General features: G+C 75.7%; 15 protein-coding genes. 4 read left to right on the top strand and 11 right to left on the bottom strand.

Going from position 1 to position 18,588, the window contains the following annotated elements; all coding sequences use genetic code 11:
- Position 1 precedes the first annotated feature (1 nt).
- The 4 genes from LN037_RS19770 to LN037_RS19755 form a co-directional block, all read right to left on the bottom strand.
- Entirely contained in the window at positions 2–262 is a 261-nt protein-coding gene (locus tag LN037_RS19770) for a hypothetical protein (protein WP_230755839.1), read from the bottom strand.
- A gap of 86 nt (positions 263–348) precedes the next feature.
- Positions 349–858, bottom strand: coding sequence for a hypothetical protein (locus tag LN037_RS19765; RefSeq protein ID WP_230755837.1), 510 nt, complete (start codon positions 856–858; stop codon positions 349–351).
- A 33-nt stretch (positions 859–891) separates the two neighbouring features.
- Positions 892–2,409 (bottom strand): class I adenylate-forming enzyme family protein, encoded by a 1,518-nt coding sequence (locus LN037_RS19760; protein ID WP_230755835.1) that lies wholly within the window; start codon positions 2,407–2,409, stop codon positions 892–894.
- Between the two features lie 31 nt (positions 2,410–2,440).
- Positions 2,441–2,917 (bottom strand): DUF1269 domain-containing protein, encoded by a 477-nt coding sequence (locus tag LN037_RS19755; protein WP_230755833.1) that lies wholly within the window; start codon positions 2,915–2,917, stop codon positions 2,441–2,443.
- 187 nt (positions 2,918–3,104) lie between these two features.
- Between LN037_RS19755 and LN037_RS19750 the strand changes: the two genes are divergently transcribed.
- From LN037_RS19750 to LN037_RS19740, 3 genes are read left to right on the top strand one after another with little or no spacing between them, the layout of a single operon-like run.
- Complete coding sequence (locus LN037_RS19750; RefSeq protein WP_230755831.1) at positions 3,105–3,737, top strand: hypothetical protein; 633 nt, start codon at positions 3,105–3,107, stop codon at positions 3,735–3,737.
- Between the two features lie 34 nt (positions 3,738–3,771).
- A complete protein-coding gene (locus LN037_RS19745) occupies positions 3,772–5,004 on the top strand; it encodes an alpha/beta hydrolase family protein (protein WP_230755829.1) in 1,233 nt (410 codons plus the stop codon).
- Positions 5,001–6,470: an alpha/beta fold hydrolase gene (locus LN037_RS19740; RefSeq protein ID WP_230755827.1), complete on the top strand. Its 1,470-nt coding sequence runs from the start codon at positions 5,001–5,003 to the stop codon at positions 6,468–6,470. Before LN037_RS19745 ends, LN037_RS19740 begins: the two co-directional genes overlap by 4 nt.
- Here LN037_RS19740 and LN037_RS19735 read toward each other — a convergent pair.
- Positions 6,385–7,269, bottom strand: coding sequence for a bile acid:sodium symporter family protein (locus LN037_RS19735; RefSeq protein WP_230755826.1), 885 nt, complete (start codon positions 7,267–7,269; stop codon positions 6,385–6,387). The genes LN037_RS19740 and LN037_RS19735 overlap by 86 nt on opposite strands.
- A gap of 83 nt (positions 7,270–7,352) precedes the next feature.
- Between LN037_RS19735 and LN037_RS19730 the strand changes: the two genes are divergently transcribed.
- Complete coding sequence (locus tag LN037_RS19730) at positions 7,353–10,202, top strand: AfsR/SARP family transcriptional regulator (protein ID WP_230755824.1); 2,850 nt, start codon at positions 7,353–7,355, stop codon at positions 10,200–10,202.
- A gap of 10 nt (positions 10,203–10,212) precedes the next feature.
- Here the strand turns inward: LN037_RS19730 and LN037_RS19725 are convergent, their stop codons facing one another.
- The 6 genes from LN037_RS19725 to LN037_RS19700 all read right to left on the bottom strand — a co-directional run bounded on the left by LN037_RS19725 (position 10,213) and on the right by LN037_RS19700 (position 18,524).
- Positions 10,213–11,586, bottom strand: a complete 1,374-nt coding sequence (locus LN037_RS19725) for a carotenoid oxygenase family protein (protein ID WP_230755818.1) — start codon at positions 11,584–11,586, stop codon at positions 10,213–10,215.
- A 181-nt stretch (positions 11,587–11,767) separates the two neighbouring features.
- Entirely contained in the window at positions 11,768–14,632 is a 2,865-nt protein-coding gene (locus LN037_RS19720; protein WP_230755816.1) for an AfsR/SARP family transcriptional regulator, read from the bottom strand.
- A 32-nt stretch (positions 14,633–14,664) separates the two neighbouring features.
- Positions 14,665–15,249, bottom strand: a complete 585-nt coding sequence (locus LN037_RS19715; RefSeq protein WP_230755814.1) for a CocE/NonD family hydrolase C-terminal non-catalytic domain-containing protein — start codon at positions 15,247–15,249, stop codon at positions 14,665–14,667.
- Complete coding sequence (locus LN037_RS19710) at positions 15,246–16,430, bottom strand: CocE/NonD family hydrolase (protein ID WP_230755811.1); 1,185 nt, start codon at positions 16,428–16,430, stop codon at positions 15,246–15,248. The genes LN037_RS19715 and LN037_RS19710 overlap by 4 nt, the downstream gene beginning before the upstream one ends.
- On the bottom strand, positions 16,427–16,987 hold the full coding sequence (locus LN037_RS19705) for a TetR/AcrR family transcriptional regulator (protein WP_230755809.1): 561 nt from the start codon (positions 16,985–16,987) through the stop codon (positions 16,427–16,429). Before LN037_RS19705 ends, LN037_RS19710 begins: the two co-directional genes overlap by 4 nt.
- 10 nt (positions 16,988–16,997) lie before the next feature.
- Positions 16,998–18,524 carry an FAD-dependent monooxygenase gene (locus LN037_RS19700; protein WP_308286164.1) on the bottom strand — a complete coding sequence of 509 codons (1,527 nt, stop codon included), beginning with the start codon at positions 18,522–18,524 and terminating at the stop codon, positions 16,998–17,000.
- Positions 18,525–18,588 lie beyond the last annotated feature (64 nt).

Raw genomic sequence — 18,588 nt, 5'->3', positions numbered from 1 at the left:
CTCAGTCGGCGCGTCGGATGCGGACCTGGTTGGCGTCCAGGTCGATGCCGCGGTCCCGGGGCGGCACGACGAGTTCGGCCGCCGTCTCGTCGTGGGGTTCGACCTTGCGGCGCATGCCCGGCATGTACCCGGGCACCTGGCCGACGGCGGATCCCTCGGCGGGTTCGTAGGAGGAGAGGGCGGGCGGGTTGCCACCGCGGCGGCGCCGCACCGTCGCGACGGCGACGATGACGAGTCCGACGACGACGATTCCCAGGGTCACGGCCAGCACGGTCGTCCTCCCTCCCGCGGCGACCGGGGTCGTCCGCTCGTCCCACGACGATACGTCCGGTTCGGTGGCACGTCCGGCTACGGCCCGACGTCGAACGGCGCGACGGGGATGCACCGGGCGTTCGGTGCGCAGGGGTCGATGGTGAACGAGGCGCTCGGGTTGTCGCCGCCGCCGATGGAGATCGCGCCCATGTTCAGCAGGGTCTGCGAGCCGCTCAGCGTCGCGGTGCCGGTGTTGGTGTCGACGCGATGGACGTCGGTGTCGACGGTGACGACCTGGCCGCCGGTGCCGAGCAGGGTGATCCAGACCTGGACGCCGTTGCCGGTGTTGGTGGCGGCGAAGGTCCCGGAGGTGCCGGCCCTGATCACGGCGGGCCAGCCCGGTGTGACGGTGCCGCCGTTGTCGGCGCGGACGGACTGGACGGTGAGGTCCATGGTGCTGTTGTTCTGCACGGTCTGGGTCAGCGAGTAGGGCTTGCTGTTGTCGACCAGGTCCTCGGCGGCGGGGCCGCTGGGCTGGGTGGAGCAGCCGGTGAGGGCGACGGTCGCGGCCAGGCACAGGGTGGCGGCGAGGGCACGGGGATGCACGGGGTTCTCCTCGGACGACGGTCTGGGTCGGGATCAGGCGGGGGCGGCGGCGAGGATCGCGGCACGGTCGGGCTTGCCCTGCTCGGTGAGCGGGAGGTCGGCCATCGGCACGACGACGAGCGAGTCCGCCACCGCGTCGCCGTGCTCGGCCGCGACGGCGTCGCGGCAGGCCTGCGCGTCGATCGCGTCGTCCGGCCAGGGCAGGGCCGCGATGACGCGGCGGTCGCCGTCGACGACGCACACCGCGTACCGCACCGAGGGAGTACGCATGAGGGTGTCCTCGACGGCGGTGGGGGTGACGAGCCAGCCGCCGACGACCCGGCAATCGGCCGCGCGTCCGAGGATGTGCAGGTGGCCGTCGTCGCCGAGCCGGCCGAGGTCGCCGGTGCGGTACCAGCCGTCGACGAAGTGCTCGGCCTGCTCCTGCGGGCGGTTGCGGTAGCCGTGGGCCATCGCCGCAGACCGGACCTCGATGCTTCCCGACGACGGGTCGAGGGTGCCGTCCGCGGCGCGCAAGCGGACGTCGACGCCGGGCAGGATGCGACCGGCGCTGGTGGCGCGCTCCGGGTCGGTCGGGTCGTACTCGTCGGGGCGCAGGGCACTGACGATGCCCATCTCGCTGGCCCCGTAGGTGTGCTGCAGCACCGGGCCGAGCCGCTCGTACGCGCGGCGGCGCAGCGCGGGCGGCGCGGAGGCCCCGATGTGGGTCAGGGTGCGCAGGCTCGACAGGTCGCGCGACCCGACGTCGGGATGGTCGATCAGTGCTGCGAGCTGGGGTTCGACGAGGAACAGGTCGGTGATGCGCTGGGTCTCGATCTGCTCGAGCAGCGCGGCCGGGTCGGAGTCGTCACGCAGGACCACGGTGCCGCCGCCGATGATCGTCTGGGCGACGAGGATCTGGGTCAGGTAGGCCTCGGCGCCGGACGCGAGCTGGCGCCGCTCAGGCCGCGGCGGGGTCGCCACCGCGGCGGCCCACGCCGCGCCGTCGCGGATGCTGGCCTTCGGGATCCCGGTCGTGCCGCCCGAGGACAGCACCGTGCCCAGCTCCCCGAGCCGGGCCCGGGAGGGGAACGGGTCGTCGGGAAGGTCCGCGGCGAGCTCGTCGAGGCGCAGTGGGACGCCGTCGACCGCGCCGACCGCGGCGACCGGCGCCGTGGTCTCGGGCAGCCAGTGCGCCGTCTGCGGGAAGACCACGACGAGGCGCGGGTCGATCTGGGCGAGCTGCTGCGCGCGGCGGTCGGCGCCGGGCGGGGCGGACAGGTACACCGCGGCCGCGCCGACGAGGTGGGTCGCGTAGCGCACCGCCAGTGCCTCGGGACGGTTCGGCCCGTACTGCGCGACGAGGTCGCCGGTCCCGATCCCGAGTCCGTCCATCGCCCGCGCGTAGCGGCGGATGCTCGCCAGCAGCGCCGCGCCGGTGGTCTCGCCGTCGGGGTGCTCGAGCACCACCCGGTCGCCCGCGGCCTCCAACGCGGAGACGATCCGCTCGACCGAGGAGCGGGCCTCGGGTCCGGGCGGGGCGTCCGCCGTCGTCGTCGTGGGCTCGGTCATCGTCTGCGCCTTCCGGGTCGGTGGGTGGGGGTCAGGGGAGCATCGGGTCATCGGCGAAGACCTGCCACAACCCGGCGCGCTGCTCGGGGGCCACGTCGGCCTCCCAGTGCTCCGGGTCGTCCCCGGCGAGCGCGGTCGCGACCGCCGGCACGGTGGCCCGACCGATGACGAGGAACAGGGCCGAGCGCCCGGCGACCACCCGCTCGCGCAGGGAGCCGACCAGGGCGTCGGAGAACCCGAGGTGGTCGAGCAGCCCGCCGGCCGGGACGTCCCGGCCCGTGATCGGCAGCAGGAACACGGTGCCGAACACCAGGCCCCAGAACGCGCCGGACAGCGCGGCCGTGCCCTCGACGGAGCCGACCTGGTAGGTGCGCGGCCGCGGCGACCCGGGCGCCCAGGCGACCACGGCGGCGTCGGCGACGGCGATGACCCCGCGCAGCTGCAGCCGCTCGACCGTCCGCAGCGCGTTGTCGGCGCCGTCGGCGGTGTTGAACGTCCAGATGCTCATCGTGTCCACGGGGCGGCTCCGGTGCTCGCAGGACGGAGGCTCCGTCCCGTGGCACCACCGTGCCGTGGGGCACCGCAATGTCTCTCCAACCGCCGGTCCGCCGGCGTTGGAACCGGATTGGAAGGAGGGGACGGACCGTGGTCGCCGTCGCCGCCCGACCGGGGCGGCGGAACATCGAGGAGTCACCGTGTCCGCCAAGAGCATCCTCATCGGTTTCCTGCCCTGGATCGCGTTCAGCCTGATCGCCACCCGCGTCGGACCGGGCGCGGTCGGCATGGCCGCCCTGCTCGCCCTCGTCGTCGCCGTGGTCCTGACCGTCCGCACGGTGCGGCGCGGGGAGTCGCCGAAGCTCCTCGAGCTCGCGGGGATCGGCGTCTTCGCCGTCTTCGGGGCGATCGCCCTGGTCGAGCCCGCCTCCGACGCGGTCTTCGCCTTCTACGGACGCGGCCTCGCGGCCCTGGCCCTCGCGGTCCTGGTGTTCGTGACGCTGCCGTTCCGGCCCTTCACCGAGCAGTACGCCCGCGAGTCCACCCCGCGGCAGTACTGGGACACCCCGACCTTCCACGCGATCAACCGCCGGATCAGCGCCGCCTGGGGCGGCACGATCGCCGTCATGGCCGTCGGTCACCTGATCGCCGGCGCCCTCGCCGCGAACGCCGCCGAGTCCGCCGGCTACCTCACCCAGCGTCCCGGCGACCTGATCCTGAACTGGGTCATCCCGGGCCTGCTGGTCCTCGCCACGGTCCGCTACAGCCAGCGCGTCGCCGGCGGCGCCCCGGCGCCGCAGCACTCGCCGCGCCACGAGGCGAACTACCGCTGACCACCCTCCCACCCCGACCTGAGACGAGCCCCGGATGTTCAGCCACGCGACGGCCCGACGCCCCTTCTTCTCCGACGACGGCTTCCAGTTCGCCGTCGAGGTCACCCTCGGCGGGGTCCGCCACGGCGCCGCGGAACCGGGGGACGTCCTGCGCACCATCGCCCGCATCCCCGACGGCAGGCCCGAGGCGTGGGTCGCCGAGTGGACCGCCACGGCCGACCGCGTGGCCGACGAGGCCCGCGCCGCCGAGGCCACCGGCCACCATAGGAGCGCGGCCGCCCGCTGGCTGCGCGCCGCGAACTACTACTCCCGGGCCACGGACTCCGCGGACACCACCGAGGTCTTCACCGGCCTCTGGGAGCACCACCGCGACGCCTGGGACCGCTTCTGCGACCTCACCACCGCGATCGGCGACATCGCGATCGAGCGCATCACGGTGCCCTACGAGGACACGACCCTGCCCGGCTACGTCTTCACCCGGCCCGGGGCGGGCGCCCGCCGCACGCTGGTCTTCGTCAACGGCAGCGACGGCCCGGTGGTCAGCGCCTGGACCGACGGCGCCGCCGACGCCCTCGCCCGGGGCTGGACCGTCGTCACCGTCGACGGCCCCGGCCAGAACGCCGCCCTCGTCCGCCAGGGCATCCCGTTCCGCCCGGACTGGGAGGCCGTGCTCACCCCGCTCATCGACCACGTGAGCACCCGCGACGACGTCGACGGCGACCGGATCGCGGTGCTGGGGCTGAGCCAGGGCGGCTTCTGGGTGCCGCGCGCCGTCGCGCACGAGCACCGGGTCGTCGCGGCGGTCGCCGACCCCGGCGTCGTCGACGTCTCCACCGCCGCGCTCGCGAACCTGCCCGGTTTCCTCCGCAGGACCCTCGACGCCGGCGACAAGGAGAAGTTCGACCAGGAGATGGCCTGGGGTCTGCGGTTCTCCCGCGGCAACCTGTCGACGACGCTGGCCTGGCGCATGCGGCCGTACGGCGTCGACTCGTACTACGACTTCTTCACCGCGTCCCAGCAGTACCGGCTGACGCCCGAGGACCTCGCCGGCATCCGCTGCCCGATGCTGATCACCGACCCGGAGCACGAGCAGTTCTGGCCCGGACAGTCGGCGGAGCTCGCCCGGTCCCTGACCTGCCCGGTGACCGTGCTGCCCTTCACCGCGGCGGAGGGGGCCGACCGGCACTGCGAACCCCTCGCGCCCGCCCTCCGCGGCGAGCGCATCCTCGACTGGCTCGACGACACCGTCCCGGCCGACCCGCGGTGACGGCGTTGGAGTGGAGCGAGACCGGCGACGGCCCGCCCGTGGTGCTGCTGCACGGTCTCGGCGGGGATGCGGGCTTCTGGACCGCCGGGGCCGCGCGCTGGGCCGCGGAGTTCCGCGTCCTGACCGTCGACCTCCCCGGATCGGGATCGTCGCCGGTCCCGGACGGGCCGGCGACGATCGAGGGGTTCGCGGACGCCGTGCGGGACGTCCTCGACGTGGCCGGCGTGGCCCGGACGCACGTCGTCGGGTTCTCGATGGGCGGCCTCGTCGCCCAGGCTCTCGCGACCGGGCACCCGGGCCGCGTCGACCGGCTCGTCCTCGCCTCGACCTACGCCGTCATGAACCCGCAGGCGCGGATGTTCCTCGACGCGGTCCGGGACGTCGTCGTCGCCGGCGGGACCCTGCGCCCGGTCTTCCCCCTGGTGTGTCCGTGGTTGTTCTCCGTCGACTTCCTCGCGGACCCGGCGAACGCCGCCTGGCTGACCGCGCCGGAGGACGACGAGCCGACCGCGGGCTGGCTCGCGCAGTACCGCGCGCAGCAGGCGTTCGACGGCCGGGACCGCCTCGTCGACATCGCCGCCCCCACGCTCGTCGTCCGCGGCGCCGAGGACCGGCTGGTCACCGCCGAGGACACCGCGATGCTGAGCCGCGGGATCCCGGACGCCCGGGCGGTCACCGTCGAGGGCGCCGGACACCTCGTCGACGTCGAGGCCCCCGACCGCTTCGCCCGTCTCGGCCTGGTCGAGAGCTACACCGCCTACACCGGCCGGATGCGGCCGTTGCCCGACTGGCTCCACGAGGGGGCGGTCGTCGCGGTGCAGGGCGGGACCGACCGGGCCCGGGCCCGGCTGGACGCCCTCGTCGCGGCGGACGTGCCCCTCGCCGCGCTGTGGATCCAGGACTGGGTCGGCGAGCGCACCACCCCGGCCGGTCGTCAGCTGTGGTGGGACTGGCAGCTCGACACGACGCTCTACCCCGGCTGGCCGGCCCTGCTCGGCGAGCTGGCCGCGCGGCGTGGGGCCCGCATGCTCGTCTACGTCAACCCCTTCCTCGCCGACCAGCCCGGCCACGACCAGCTCTACCGCGAGGCCCTCGCGAACGGCTATCTCGTGCGCTCCGCCTCGGGCGCGCCGGTGGCGATCCCGAACGCCGGGGTTCGGCGCCGGGCTCGTCGATCTCTCCAACCCGGCGGCGCGGACCTGGATCAAGGGCATCCTCACCCGGCCGCTGATCGCCGCCCCCGGTGGCCGGTGGACGGAGGTTCCGGGCCCGCTCGGCGAGCCGCCGGTGTTCCTGCGGGCGGGCTCGCCCGCGGCGGACGGGATGCGGGCCGGCGTCGCCGCCGCGGGCCCCCTCGCGCCGGGCCCGGCCGGCGGCTGATCAGGACGAGGCCGGCACGGCCGCCGAGGTGGCCCTTAGCCGCCGCGCCAGGATGCGCGCGGCGAGGGCGGCCGGGAAGAACATGATCGCCCCGTACATGGCGGGCGCGATGGCGGCCCGGGGCATCCCGAGCACCGTGACGGTGACGGTGATGGCCAGGACGGCGTTGTGGATGCCGATCTCCATCGAGGCGGCGACGGCCTGGCGGGGGGCGACCCGCAGGAGGCGGGGGATCAGGTAGCCGAGGGTCAGGCTCGCGGCGCTGAACAGCACGCAGACCACGCCGACCGCGGCCAGCCCCGCCAGGAAGCCGTTCAGGCTCGGCAGGATCGCGGCCACGATCGCGAGGAACACGGCCACCACCGAGGCGACGCGGACCGGGCGGTCCAGGCGCGCGGCGAGGTGGGGCCGGGCCCGCCGGACGAGCATCCCCCCGGCAGCGGGCAGGAGCACCACGAGCAGGACCTGGACGAGCTTGCCGGGCTGCAGGACGAGGGCGGCCTCGCCACCGGCGAAGAAGCGCAGGGCGGCGACGGTGACCAACGGCAGCGTCAGGATCGAGAGCAGGGAGTTGACCGCGGTCAGGGTGATGTTGAAGGCGACGTCGCCGCCCGCGAGGTGGCTGAACACGTTCGCCATGGCCCCGCCGGGCGCGGCCGCGAGGACCATCATCCCGACCGCGAGCTCCGGGGACAGACCGAGCGCCAGCACGAGGCCGAGACACACCGCGGGGAGCAGCACGATCTGGCAGAACAGGGCGACGGCGACCGCCCGCGGCGCGGTGAGCACGCGCGCGAAGTCCGCGACGGTGAGCGAGAGGCCGAGCCCGAACATCACCAGGGCGAGGACGATCGGGAGGACGACCGAGAACACTGTCGAGTCCACTCCAGCCCCTTCCGGGCGGTTCCGGCCGAATCCGGTCACTGTATGTACGTCCGGGACCGGACCACCAGGGCACAATCGGACGCGTGGACGAGGCCGGGGGCGGGGCACCGCGGTTCCGCGACCTCGGGGCGGTGGCCCTCGAGCGGGACGGCGTGGACGCGACGCCGGGCGGGGCGATCCTGACCCGGCTCCTCGCGCGGCTGCTCGTCGACGCCGGTCGTCGCGTGGAGATCTCCGAGCTGGTCGAGGCGGTCTGGGGCGATCGGGCCGGGGGCCGGGCGGTGTCGACCCTGGAGTCGCACCTGCACCGCCTGCGCGGATTCCTCGAGCCGGGCCGCGGTCGGGGGCGTCCGTCGCGGTGGCTGGTCGCCGAGGGCGGCAAGGGGTACCGGCTCGTGGTGGACCCGGACCGGGTGGACTCGGTGGTGTTCACCCGGGCGGCCCGGGAGGCCACCGAGCGCCTCGCCGCGGGCGACGCCCCGGGGGCGGTGGGGCAGGCGGAGCGGGCGCGGTCGCTGTGGCGGGGCCGGCCCTACGCACCGTACACGGACGAGCCCTGGGCGGAGGCGGCCGCCGCCGGCCTGGAGGAACGGGGACGGCAGCTCACGGAGACCCTGGTCGACGGCTACCTCGCCGCGGGCCGGCCCGAGGCCGCCCTCGCGGAGCTGGGCCCGGTGATCGCCGAGGCCCCGCTGCGCGACCGGCCGTGGGAGCAGTACCTGCGGGCCACCGGCGCCGTCGGGCGGATCGAGGACGCCCTCGCGGCCTACCGGCGCGCCGATCGGCTCTTCCGCGACGAACTCGGGGTCGAGCCGGGGCCCGGGCTCCAGGAGATCCACCGACAGCTCCTCGGGGGCGGCCGGACCGCGCCCGCGGCGGTCGCGTCGGTCGCGGCGGTCGTGCCCGCGACGCCGCCGGAGGCCGCCAGGCGGCCGGCGCCGACCGTGGTCCTCCCGCCCCGCCGGGGCCGCCTCGTCGGGCGGGACACCGAGCTCGCGGCCTTGGTCGACCGCATCCCCCGCCACGCGACGACGACCCTCGTCGGAGGAGCCGGGTGCGGGAAGACGACGCTGGCCGTGGCCGCGGCGGAACGGCTCGCGGACCGGTTCCCCGACGGCGTCCGGTTCGTGGACCTGACCTCCGCCCTCGACGCCGACCAGGTGGGGACGGCGGTGACCTCCACCCTCGGGCTCGCGGGTGGCAGCGCGGTCGAGGCGGTGCGGTCCTTCGTGGCGACCCGCCGGATGCTGCTGGTCCTGGACAACTGCGAGCACGTGCTCGACGCCGTCGCCGACCTCGTCGAGGGCCTCGACCTGCCCGACGGCGCCACGGCAGTCCTGGCGACCAGCCGCGAGCCGCTCGAGGTGGCGTCCGAGGTCCGGGTCGACGTCGTCCCCCTCGCGGTCGGGCAGACGTCGGCGCCCGCCGTCGAGCTGTTCCTGGAGCGGTACGCGGAGACCGGGTCCGACGGCAGGCTCGGGGCCGACGACCTCGTGACCGCGAGCGCGATCTGCGCGGCGGTGGACGGGGTGCCGCTCGCCATCGAGCTGGCCGCCGCCCGCGGTCGCGCGTTCAGCCTCGCCGAGATCCACGCCCAGGTCCGCGAGGACCCGAGCGCCCTCGCCCGGGTCGGCCGGCGGGGCGGGCACCGGGGGGTCCGGGCCGCGGTGGACCGCAGTGTGCGGCTGCTGCCCGCCGGGGAACGGGACCTGCACGCCGCGATGTCCGCGGTCCCGGGCCCGATGACGGTCGCGACGGCGGCCGCCCTGGTCGACGCCCCTCGCGTCGAGGTCCAGACCGCGCTCGCCGGGCTCGTCCACCGCTCGCTGCTCGTCCCCGCCCCGATCACGCGTCCCGGGGGGCCGTCCCGCTTCGCGCAGCTGGCGATCGTCCGGGGCCACGGCGCCCACGAGCTCGGCGACGTCGACGCGGAGCGCGTCGCGGAGCGGCGCGACGAGTCGGTGACCCGGTGGATCGCGGCCCGCCCGCGCGTCGGATCCCCCGCGCTGCGCGACTTCCGGGAGTCGCTGGACGACGACCTGCCCGCCGTCCGGGCCACGCTGCAGCGCAGCCTCGTCGGGATGCCCTCGTGGCGGGGCCCGGCGCTGGCCGGAGCCCTCGGCAACTACTGGTACTACCGCGGGATGCTGCTCGAGGCGGCCCGCTGGGTGCGGCTCGCCTTCGGCCACCTGGCGCTCGCCCGACCGGTGGACGCCGCGCACCTGCACGCGGCCGCCGCCCGCGGACGGCTCTTCGCGGGCGATCTCGACGGGGCACAGCCGCACCTCGACGCGCTGTGCGCCGCGGTGGACGAGCTGTCGGGCACCGACCTGCTGCACGTCGGCGACATCCTCGTCGGGACGCTGTGGGCGACGATCCGCCTCCCGGCGGACGAGGTCCGGCGCCGCCTCGCCGGGCGCCTCGGCGAGGTCGCGCAGCGGTCCGGTGACCCCATCACGACGCTGCAGACCCGCCTCGTCGCGCTGGCGGTGTCCCCGGATCCCGACCCGGCGCTGCGGCTCGCCGCGGCCGAGGCCGTGCACACCGAGGCCGAGCGGGTCGACAACCGGGAGATCGGCTGGATGGTGGCCATCCTCGGGGGACACGCGGCGGAGGCCGCCGAGGACCTCGACGAGGCGCTCCGGTGGTCCCGCCGCGGCATCGGCCACCATCTCGCGCTCGGGAGCCGGCAGGCCCAACCGGAGATGGAGCAGCACGCCGTGCTGTGCGCGCGGCGCGGGGACGACGCCGCGGCGGTCCGGGCCCTCGCCGGGGCGCGGGCGCAGAACGAGCGCAACGGGATGCGTTGGCCGTTCCTCGCCGAGAGCACGACGGTCCTCGAGGGCGCGGCACGCCGCCTGGGCGCGGCCGTCTTCGACCGCGCCTGGCGCTCCGGTGGGGACCTCACCCTCGTCGACCTCGCGGCCCTCTGAGCGGCGCAGCTCAGCTCGGCAGCCAGCTGCCGTGCAGCCCCAGCGGCACGCGCACGGGCAGCCGGACGGTCGCGACGGGTCCGGCGGCCGGGTCGGCGGCCGGCAGCACGAACAGGCTGCTCGTCCCGCTGCTGAAGCTGCTGCCCAGCACCAGCCACCAGCCGGCGTCGTCGTCGCCGTCGTCGCTGCTCCGGGGATCGGGGGCGAACACGGGCTCGCCGAGCGCGAGGTCGGCGGGCGTCCACCGGCGGACGTCGCCGCTGCGGACGTCGTGGAAGGCCAGGGCGTCCCAGCACCCGGGGTGCGGGAGGTCGCGTCCGGTGCGGGTGACCGTCGCCGCGACGGCGTACCCGGTCCCGAGCCGGCGGTCGTCGATCCGGGGGAACTCGACGGTGAGGTCGTCCACGAGCGGGCGACGTCGGACCTGCCCCCGAACGGGATCGATCACGGCGCGGGTCAGGTGGGGGTCCGCGGGAGGACCGGGCGCGAGACCGCTCGGCCGGGCCCACTCGACGTAGTCCAGGACGACCTGCTCCCCGTCGTCGTGGGCGTTGACCGTGTGCCAGAGCCAGAAGGTCTCGTCGGCACACCAGCGCACGGCCGATCCGTCCCGCGGTACCAGGGCGATGCGGGTCCCGTCCTCGGGGTGCCACGCCAGCATCGATCCACCGTCGCGGGCGGCCGCGACGTCGAAGTACAGGGGCGACACGACCAGCACGACGTAGCGGGCCGTGATCGCCATGTCGTGGATCATGCTCGCGCGGTCGAGACCGGGCACCGCCCGCGGCGGCGTCGCCGTTCCGTCGGGGGCGATCGTCGTCCAGGTCAGGAACGGCGGGCCGGAGTGGTAGGAGAACGCGAGCATCTCCCCGGTCCGCGGGTCGATCTTGGGGTGGGCGCAGATGCCGGCCGGCAGCGCCCCGCCGAACGTCTCGTACCCGAGCGTCTCGAGTTCGGGCCCCATCCGGTAGGGCCGGTCGCACTCGGCGAGGGCGAGCAGGCGACCGTGGTGGCGCACGACGTTGATGTCGGGCAGCTCGCGGCTCGTCCCGGCCAGCTCCGGCCCGACCTCGTCGGTACCCGGCCGGTAGTCCGACATCGGGCCGGCGGGCCAGATCGCATGTCCCGCCCGCTCCTCGGCCACGACCATCGGGGTGCGGACGAAGCGGTTGTCGTACCGTGCCTGCCCGCCGCCGAGGGTGACGCGGTGCAGCATCCCGTCGCCGTCGAGCGGGAAGACGTAGGACCCCAGGGGGGAGAACCGGGGGTTCGGGCCGTTGCGGACGTAGGACCCGTCCAGGTCGGCCGGCAGCTCACCCTCGACCCTCAGGTCGGCGACGTCGACCTCGGCGACGACCGGCGCGAACGGGCCGGTGAGGTGCACGTCGGGCCCGACCGGGGCCGGGCGTGTGCCGACTGCGTGCGGGTGGGGGGCAGGAAGCCCGGGGAGAAGCTGCTCGACCGCCATGTCCTGGCCCTTCGGACGGACCGCCCCCTGCGGGCGACCGGTACGACCACCCTCGCCGGGTCCGTTCCAATGTCGTTCCAACCGGCTCCGGAGCGGGTCAGGAGGCCGACCGCGGGGCGGGCACGGCCGGGGGGTCCGGGAGGTGCAGGTCGGCGAGGTGCAGGTCGCTGCCCTCCCGCCAGGCCCGGTCGTAGGCCTCCGGGCCGAGCCGGGCGGCGACCTCGTCCAGCACCGCGACGGTCTCCGGACGGGTGGGCCAGCGCATCCCGGCCCGCCGGTTCTGGGTGCGGGCGCCGGACAGCACCCGGACCGCGGCCTCGTCCTCACCGCGGCGGGCGTGCAGCGTGCCGTGCAGCTCCATCAGCGCGGGGCTCTCCCGTGCCCCGAGGGCGAGCGCGCCCTCCAGCGCACGGACCGACCACGCGAAGGCGCCGTCGACGTCGGCCTCCGCCAGACACGCCCGCATCGCGTCGGAGGCGGCCATCCACGCCAGGTAGTGGTGGTCGCGGTCGAGCGCCGCCGCGTGGACCGCCGCCGCCTCCGCCAGCTGGTCCACCGGCTCCAAGGGGTGGGCCTTGAGCGCCGCGGCGCGGGCCATCAGCCTCGACGTCGGGTCGCCGGTGCGGACCGCGACGTCGCGGGCCCGGTCGGCCAGCGTCCCGAGCAGGGCGCGGTCCGCGGTCGGGAGGGCCGGCGGTGCCAGCCCGGTGAACTCGTCGCCGACGTGGAGCAGGTCCTCGCCCTCGAGGCCGTCGGCGAGCCGGCACAGCGCGTCCAGGTGGGAGCGGGCCGTGTCCAGATCCCCCGACATCACGCCGAGGGCGACCCCCGCCGACGCCAGGACGGCGTCGTCGACGGGCCGGGCGAGCGCACGGTGCCGGAAGGCCAGGCCGATCCAGCGGCCGCCCTCGAGGAGCATCCCGCGGTAGTACCAGTACATGCCCAGCCCGGCGGCGAGGGTCGGGCCGCCCCAGGACGGACGGTCGATGAGGGTGCGGTGCAGAGTGGCCCGGACCGCGGGGAGGTCGTCGTCGAGGGCGTCCTGGAACGCCCGGTCACCCCGGGCGCCCAGCCGGGGGCGCGCGACGACGCGGGACACGACGGCCCCGTCGCGCCGGTCGGCGATCCGCTCCGCGTCGTCCGTGTCGAGCTGGTGCGCTCCGTGGCCCCGGACGATCGCGAGCTGGGCGAAGCGCGAGGGGCCGCCCGGGCGGAGCGGGCCCTCGGCCACGACGAGCGAGCGGTGCACGAGGCTCGCGAGCAGGGCGTCGACCTCGGCCGGCGGCCGGTCGACCAGCGCGGCGGCCATCCGGGCGGTCATCGGGCCGGGCACGACGGACATCGCCGTGTGCAGCTCCTGCTCGACCGGCCCGAGTAGCCGGACGCTGCGGTCGACGGCGGCCCGGACGGTCTGCTGGCCGCGACGCCCCCGGCCGACCCGGGCGAGGGCGCTCGGGTCGGCGCGGACCTGCTCGGCGATCTCGGCCACCGCGAAGGCCCGGCCGCGGGCGGCGGCCAGCTCGATGGCCAGCGGCACCCCGTCCACGGCGGCGCAGACGGTGGTGGCGAGCGTCGCCTCGTCGTCGCTCGGCGCGGTGCCGCCGCGGGCCTGGGCGAGACGTTCGGTGAACAGCTCGACCGCCGGGCCCGGCGGGAGGGGACGCAGGTCGACCACGGTCTCGTCGGCGACCTCGAGGGGTTCGCGGCTCGTAGCCAGCACGGTGAGGCCGTCCGCGGCGGTGAGCAGGTGCTCGACGAGCTCCGCGGCCCCGTCGAGGACGTGCTCGCAGTTGTCGAGCACCAGGAGCATCCGGCGCCGGGCGGCGAACCCGGCGACCGCCCCGATCGCGCCGCCGTCCCCGGCGAGACCGAGCGTGGAGGACACCGTGGGGGCGACGTCGGTGTCGTCGAGGGCGGACGTGAGATCGACGAACCAGACGCCGTCGACGAAGCCGGACGCGGCCCGGTGCGCGGCCGCCACCGCCGTCGCGGTCTTGCCGCAGCCCGCGCCGCCCACGAGCGTGTGCAGCCCCGGTCGCTGCAGGCTCGCGACGACGCCCGCGACGTCGGCGTCGCGTCCGACGAGGCGGGCTCGCTCGCGGGGCAGGTGGACGTCGCGCGGTGAGGTCGCCGGTGCGGCGAGGTCGACGCGTGCCCGGGGGGCGAGGTCGCCGGAGAGCACGCCGGCGTGCAGGGTGCACATCCGCTCGCTCGGGTCGACGCCCAGCTCCGTGCGGAACAGGCGCTCGAAGCGGCGATACCCGCCGAGTGCCTCGTCGACCCGGCCGGCCCTGGCCGCCGCGAGCACGTAGTACTCCCAGGGCCGTTCCCGCAGCGGGGCGCCGGCGAGGACGGGCTCCAGCTCGACGAGCGCGCGGTCGGGGTGGCCGGCGGCCAGCAACGCCCCGACGAGGGTGTCGAGCAGCTGGTCGTGCAGCTCCTCGAGCCGCGCGACGGCCGGGAGCGCCCACGCCTCGTCGCTGCACGGGCCGTACGGACGCCCGCGCCACAGCGCCCGGGCCTCCGTCGCCCGGTCGACCGCCGTCCGCGGGCTCGTCGGGAGGAGGTCCTCCGCCTCGCGGATCAGGTCCGCGAAGCGCAGCGAGTCGACCTGCCCCCGAGCGGGCGTCAGCCGGTACCCGCCGGCGTCCGCGACGAGCAGCCCGGGGCCGTCGCCCCGCGGGCGGTCCGGTTCGAGGAAGCGGCGCACCCGCCACAGGTGGGATTCGAGCGTCGACGCTGCTCGGAGCCGTCCGTCGTCCCACGCGGCCTCGGCGAGCGCGTCCGGGTCGACCCGTCGACCCACGTCGACGAGCAGTCGCGCGAGCAGGCGCCGCAGCACCCCGCCGCCCGGCGCCCGGACGACGCCGTCCGCGTCGACCTCGACCGCGCCGAGATCCCGGAAGCGCAGCCCCTGCCCGTCGGCCACGGCGCGGCCCACCCCCTCCCCCTCGTCGGTCACCGTAGGACCGCGGACGACGTCGGAAACAGTCATCACGGACGAACCGTCACCGCGGTGAGGTCGAGCCAGCTCTCCCCACCGAGGTGCACGGTGTTGCGCGCCAGGTAGGGCGGGACGGGGAGGTCGAACTGCGGGTAGCCGTCCTCGGGGCCCTTCCGGACGAGGTCGGTGCGGCTGGCGAGGTCGAGGCGCAGGATCTCGCCGGCGCGCAGCTGCACCGGGCCGGGGGTGAGGCTGAACCGGAGGACGACGGGTTCGTGCGGGGTGAGGGGTTCGCGGGATCCGGGGTCGATCGCGATCTCGACCGACGTGCTCCGTGCCGTGTCCTCGGCGCGGGCGACGGGGCGTACGGCGCCGAGCGAGAGCTGGTGCGCGGTGCCGGTCGCGTCGATACGGCTGAGGCGGGCGAGGACGAAGGAGTCGATCTCGGTGCTGCTGAAGGAGAGCCGCGCCGTGACCGCCCCGGCGAACCGGACGTCCTCGGTGACCGGGAGCTCGAAGGACAGGGTCTGGTTGGCGAGCTCGTCGAGCCCGCCCGGCAGCGGGACGCCGAGCGGGACGGCGGCCCAGGAGTTCGACCCGGCGGGGGCGGTCTGCGTGGTGAGCCGGTGCGTCACGTGATCGGCGCCGGCGGAGGACAGGTACAGCCGCCGCGGCTCGCCGTCGGGCGGGGGAACGCCTCGGCCGTCGCGTAGTCGTCAGCCCCGTCGACCCAGTAGCGGACCCGGGGCAGGTCGCCGTAGCCGTTGTCGGTGCCGCGCAGGACGTGGTCGAAGAAGGCGAGCGCCTCGCCCTGCCACGCGAACACGGGCAGGTCGTACTCGGCCGGCGCGAGGATCATCCACCGCCGGTCGGCGGGCGTCCCGGCGTTCTCGACGAGGTCGTAGGTGCCGTACTGGTGGAAGTTGAAGTACCCGAGGTTCTGCACGACGGTGAACGGCACGTCGATCTCGCCCAGGACGCCCGTGGAGCCCTCGGGGATCGTCGCGGACTCGCGGGACTTCTCGTCGAACGTCCAGCGCGCGTAGATCTCCCGGGCCCACGCGCTGGGCGTCGCGGCCATGAACCGCCGGAACATCGTGCCGACGTTGCGGTGGACGACCTTCTCCAGCAGCGGGTGCAGCGGGCCGTTGGTCAGGCGGCTGATCAGGGCACGGCGGTTCGGCGACATCCGCTCCGCGTCGCGTGCGTCGGTGAAGTTCGCGCCCAGCCAGAGGGCCAGGAAGAAGCTGTTGGGCACGCCCGCGAACTGCTGGAACTGGCGCACGAAGTCGGTGCAGATCTCGTTGGCGAAGAACGCTTTGAGCGCGGGTGGCTTCCGCGCGGCGACGAGGGGTTGGGTCATGCCGTAGTAGGAGGTCCCGAAGAGCACGACCTCGCCGGTGCACCAGGGCTGTTCGGCGGCCCAGGCGATGACCGCCTCGTGGTCGTCGACGTCCTGCTCGGCGAAGAACATCCCGGGTTCGCCCCCGGAGCGGCCCATGCCGCGGCGCTCGACGATCACGGGGCAGTAGCCGCGGTCGGTGAACACCGGCGGCGATCCGATCTCGTTCGAGCCGGTGGGGATGCCCGCGGTGTGCCACTCGGTGCTGTAGGCCGCGAAGCTCACGACGGCGGGGTACCGCCCCGGCGTCGCGGGCGTGTAGACGTCGGCGTTCAGGGTGACGCCGCCCGTGACGGGCACGCGCTGCCCGGCGAGGGTGCGGCTCCCCAGGCCCTCCCGCGCGACCGCCCGCGGGGTCCAGCCGGCGTACTGCGGACCGGCGGTGGAGCGCTTCAGCGGGATCTGCAGCGTCATGACGTGTCCTTCCGGGCGAGCCCGTCGAGCAGGGTGCGGATCAGGTGTTCGGCGAGGGCGACGACCGCCTCGGGGGCGTCTCCGCCGCGCGCGAGGGCGAGGACCGCGATGCCGGTCGCGGTGGCCTGGAGCAGGCCGACGGCGGCTCGGTCGACCGGCGCACCGGCGTCGGCGAGCATGCGGGAGCCGATCGGACCGACGCCCGCGGCGAGGCCGCCGAACGCCTCGCGCACGGCCTCGTTCCGGTCGGCGGCCTGGGTCAGGGCGAGCAGCACGCGCGTCTGCTCGGGCGAGGTCAGGATGCGGGCCAGGGCCCGGACCTGCCCGTCGATGCCGTCGGCGCCGTCCTGCGCGTCGCGGAGCAGGGCCACCCGTCGGCGCACCGCCTCCTCGGCCACCGCCACGAGCAGGTCGTCGCGCGTCGGGAAGTAGTAGGTGAGGTGGCTCTGTCGGAGGCCGGCGCGGGCGGCGACCCGGGGCTGGGTGAACCCGGCCGGACCGGTCTCGCCGATCACCTCGAGAGCGGCTTCCACGATGGCGGTGCGCTTGTCGGACACGGGACGGTGCCTACACCGCCGCGGTGGTCGGGATGCCGAGGGCCTCGGTCAGGTAGCGGCGCAGGACCTCCGGGTCGGCGTCCTCGGCCGTCAGGCCGACGTAGCCGTCGGGGCGGACGAGCACCATCCCGCGGTCCCCGTACGCGGCGTCGGGATCGACCAGGTCCACGCCGAGCCGCACCACGGTGCCCAGGTCCCCGAGCGCCTCGGACAGTCCCGGCCCGTCGCCGTGCACCAGGAGGAGGAAGCCGGGACGCGTCAGGAGGTCCTCGACGGCGACGGGCGTCCCGTCCGCCCGGCGCAGGCCCTGCGGGTCGGGGGCGTGGTCGCCGGGCCGGACCGGGCCGGGACGGCCCGCCTGCTGCGACAGGCTGCTGCGGCGGTAGCCGATCGACACCTCGGCCAGGCGCGTCGCGGCGGCGTCGCGGACGCGGCCGACGTGCCCGACGAGGAACAGGGCGGCATCGCGGACCGCCCCGAAGGCGCCGGAGGCCGTCCCGACGTCGGTGAGCCGCGTGGTGGTGCGCACGACCTCGGCGCCGACCGGGTGGCGCTCGTCGTGGTATGTGTCGAGCAGGCGCGGAGCGGCTGCGCCCCGGGCGACGAGGGCGAGCTTCCAGGCGAGGTTCGCGGCGTCCTGGATGCCGGTGTTCATGCCCTGCGCCCCGGCCGGGCTGTGGATGTGGGCGGCGTCGCCGGCGAGCAGGACCCGGTCGTGGCGGTAGCGCGGGACCTGGGCGTGGTGGACCTCGAACCAGGTGAGCCACCGCGGGTCGTGCACCCGGACCCGTCCGGCCATGCGGGCGTCGGCGAGGTCCTGGATCTGCGCCAGGGTCGGGTCGGGTGCACCCGAACCGGGGTCGTCGACGAGGAACATGACGCGGGCGCGCGCGCCGACGAGGGGGAACAGCAGGCCCAGGCCCTCGGGGTGGGTGAAGACGCGGATGCTGTCGGGGGCGAGGTCGGTGTCGATGTCGACGTCGGCCATCGCGAAGTGCTGCCCGTGGAAGTCGCCCTCGAGTCGGGTCCCGAGCAGGTGCCGGGTGGTGCTGTGGCCGCCGTCGGCACCGACCACCCAGCCGACCCGCACGACGTCCTCGTGGTCGTCCGACGTCAGCGTGACGGTCACGCCGTCGCGGTCCTGGGTCAGCGCCGTCATCCGGACGCCCCGCTCCACGGGGACCCCGAGCTCGGCGGCCCGGTCGGCGAGCACCGCCTCGGTGTCGGGCTGCGCCACGTCCAGGACGTAGGGGTGTCGGCTCGCGACGCCGTCGAGCGGGATCCGTGCCCGGTCCTCCCCGGTCTCGCCGTCGACCATCGCGAGGGACCCCATGCGCCGGCCGCGGGCCTCGAGGGCCGGGAGCACCCCGAGCGCGGCGAGCATCTCCAGGCTCCGGGCGTGGACGCCGACCGCGCGCGACTCCGTCGTCGGCTCCGGCAGGGCGTCCACCACCCGCACCGGCACGCCCGACCGCGCGAGCTGGCACGCGGTGGTCAGCCCCACCGGCCCGGCCCCGATCACCAGGACGTCGTCCACGACCACCGCCTCCTTCGATCTTGACTGGTAGACCAACCAAGTAGAGGGCGACCGTGAGGGCGGC

This window comes from Actinomycetospora soli (genome assembly GCF_021026295.1).
In the GTDB taxonomy this organism is placed as follows: Bacteria; Actinomycetota; Actinomycetes; order Mycobacteriales; family Pseudonocardiaceae; genus Actinomycetospora; species Actinomycetospora soli.
The sequence above is the reverse complement of the archived record's forward strand: the minus strand, read 5'-3'. Positions and strand labels throughout refer to the sequence as shown.

Bases quoted from the DNA above. Each gene is read 5' to 3' on its own strand.
- LN037_RS19760 (WP_230755835.1), bottom strand. From the start codon at position 2,409: ATGACCGAGCCCACGACGACGACGGCGGACGCCCCGCCCGGACCCGAG.
- LN037_RS19755 (WP_230755833.1), bottom strand. From the start codon at position 2,917: ATGAGCATCTGGACGTTCAACACCGCCGACGGCGCCGACAACGCGCTG.
- LN037_RS19745 (WP_230755829.1), top strand. From the start codon at position 3,772: ATGTTCAGCCACGCGACGGCCCGACGCCCCTTCTTCTCCGACGACGGC.
- LN037_RS19710 (WP_230755811.1), bottom strand. From the start codon at position 16,430: ATGACGCTGCAGATCCCGCTGAAGCGCTCCACCGCCGGTCCGCAGTAC.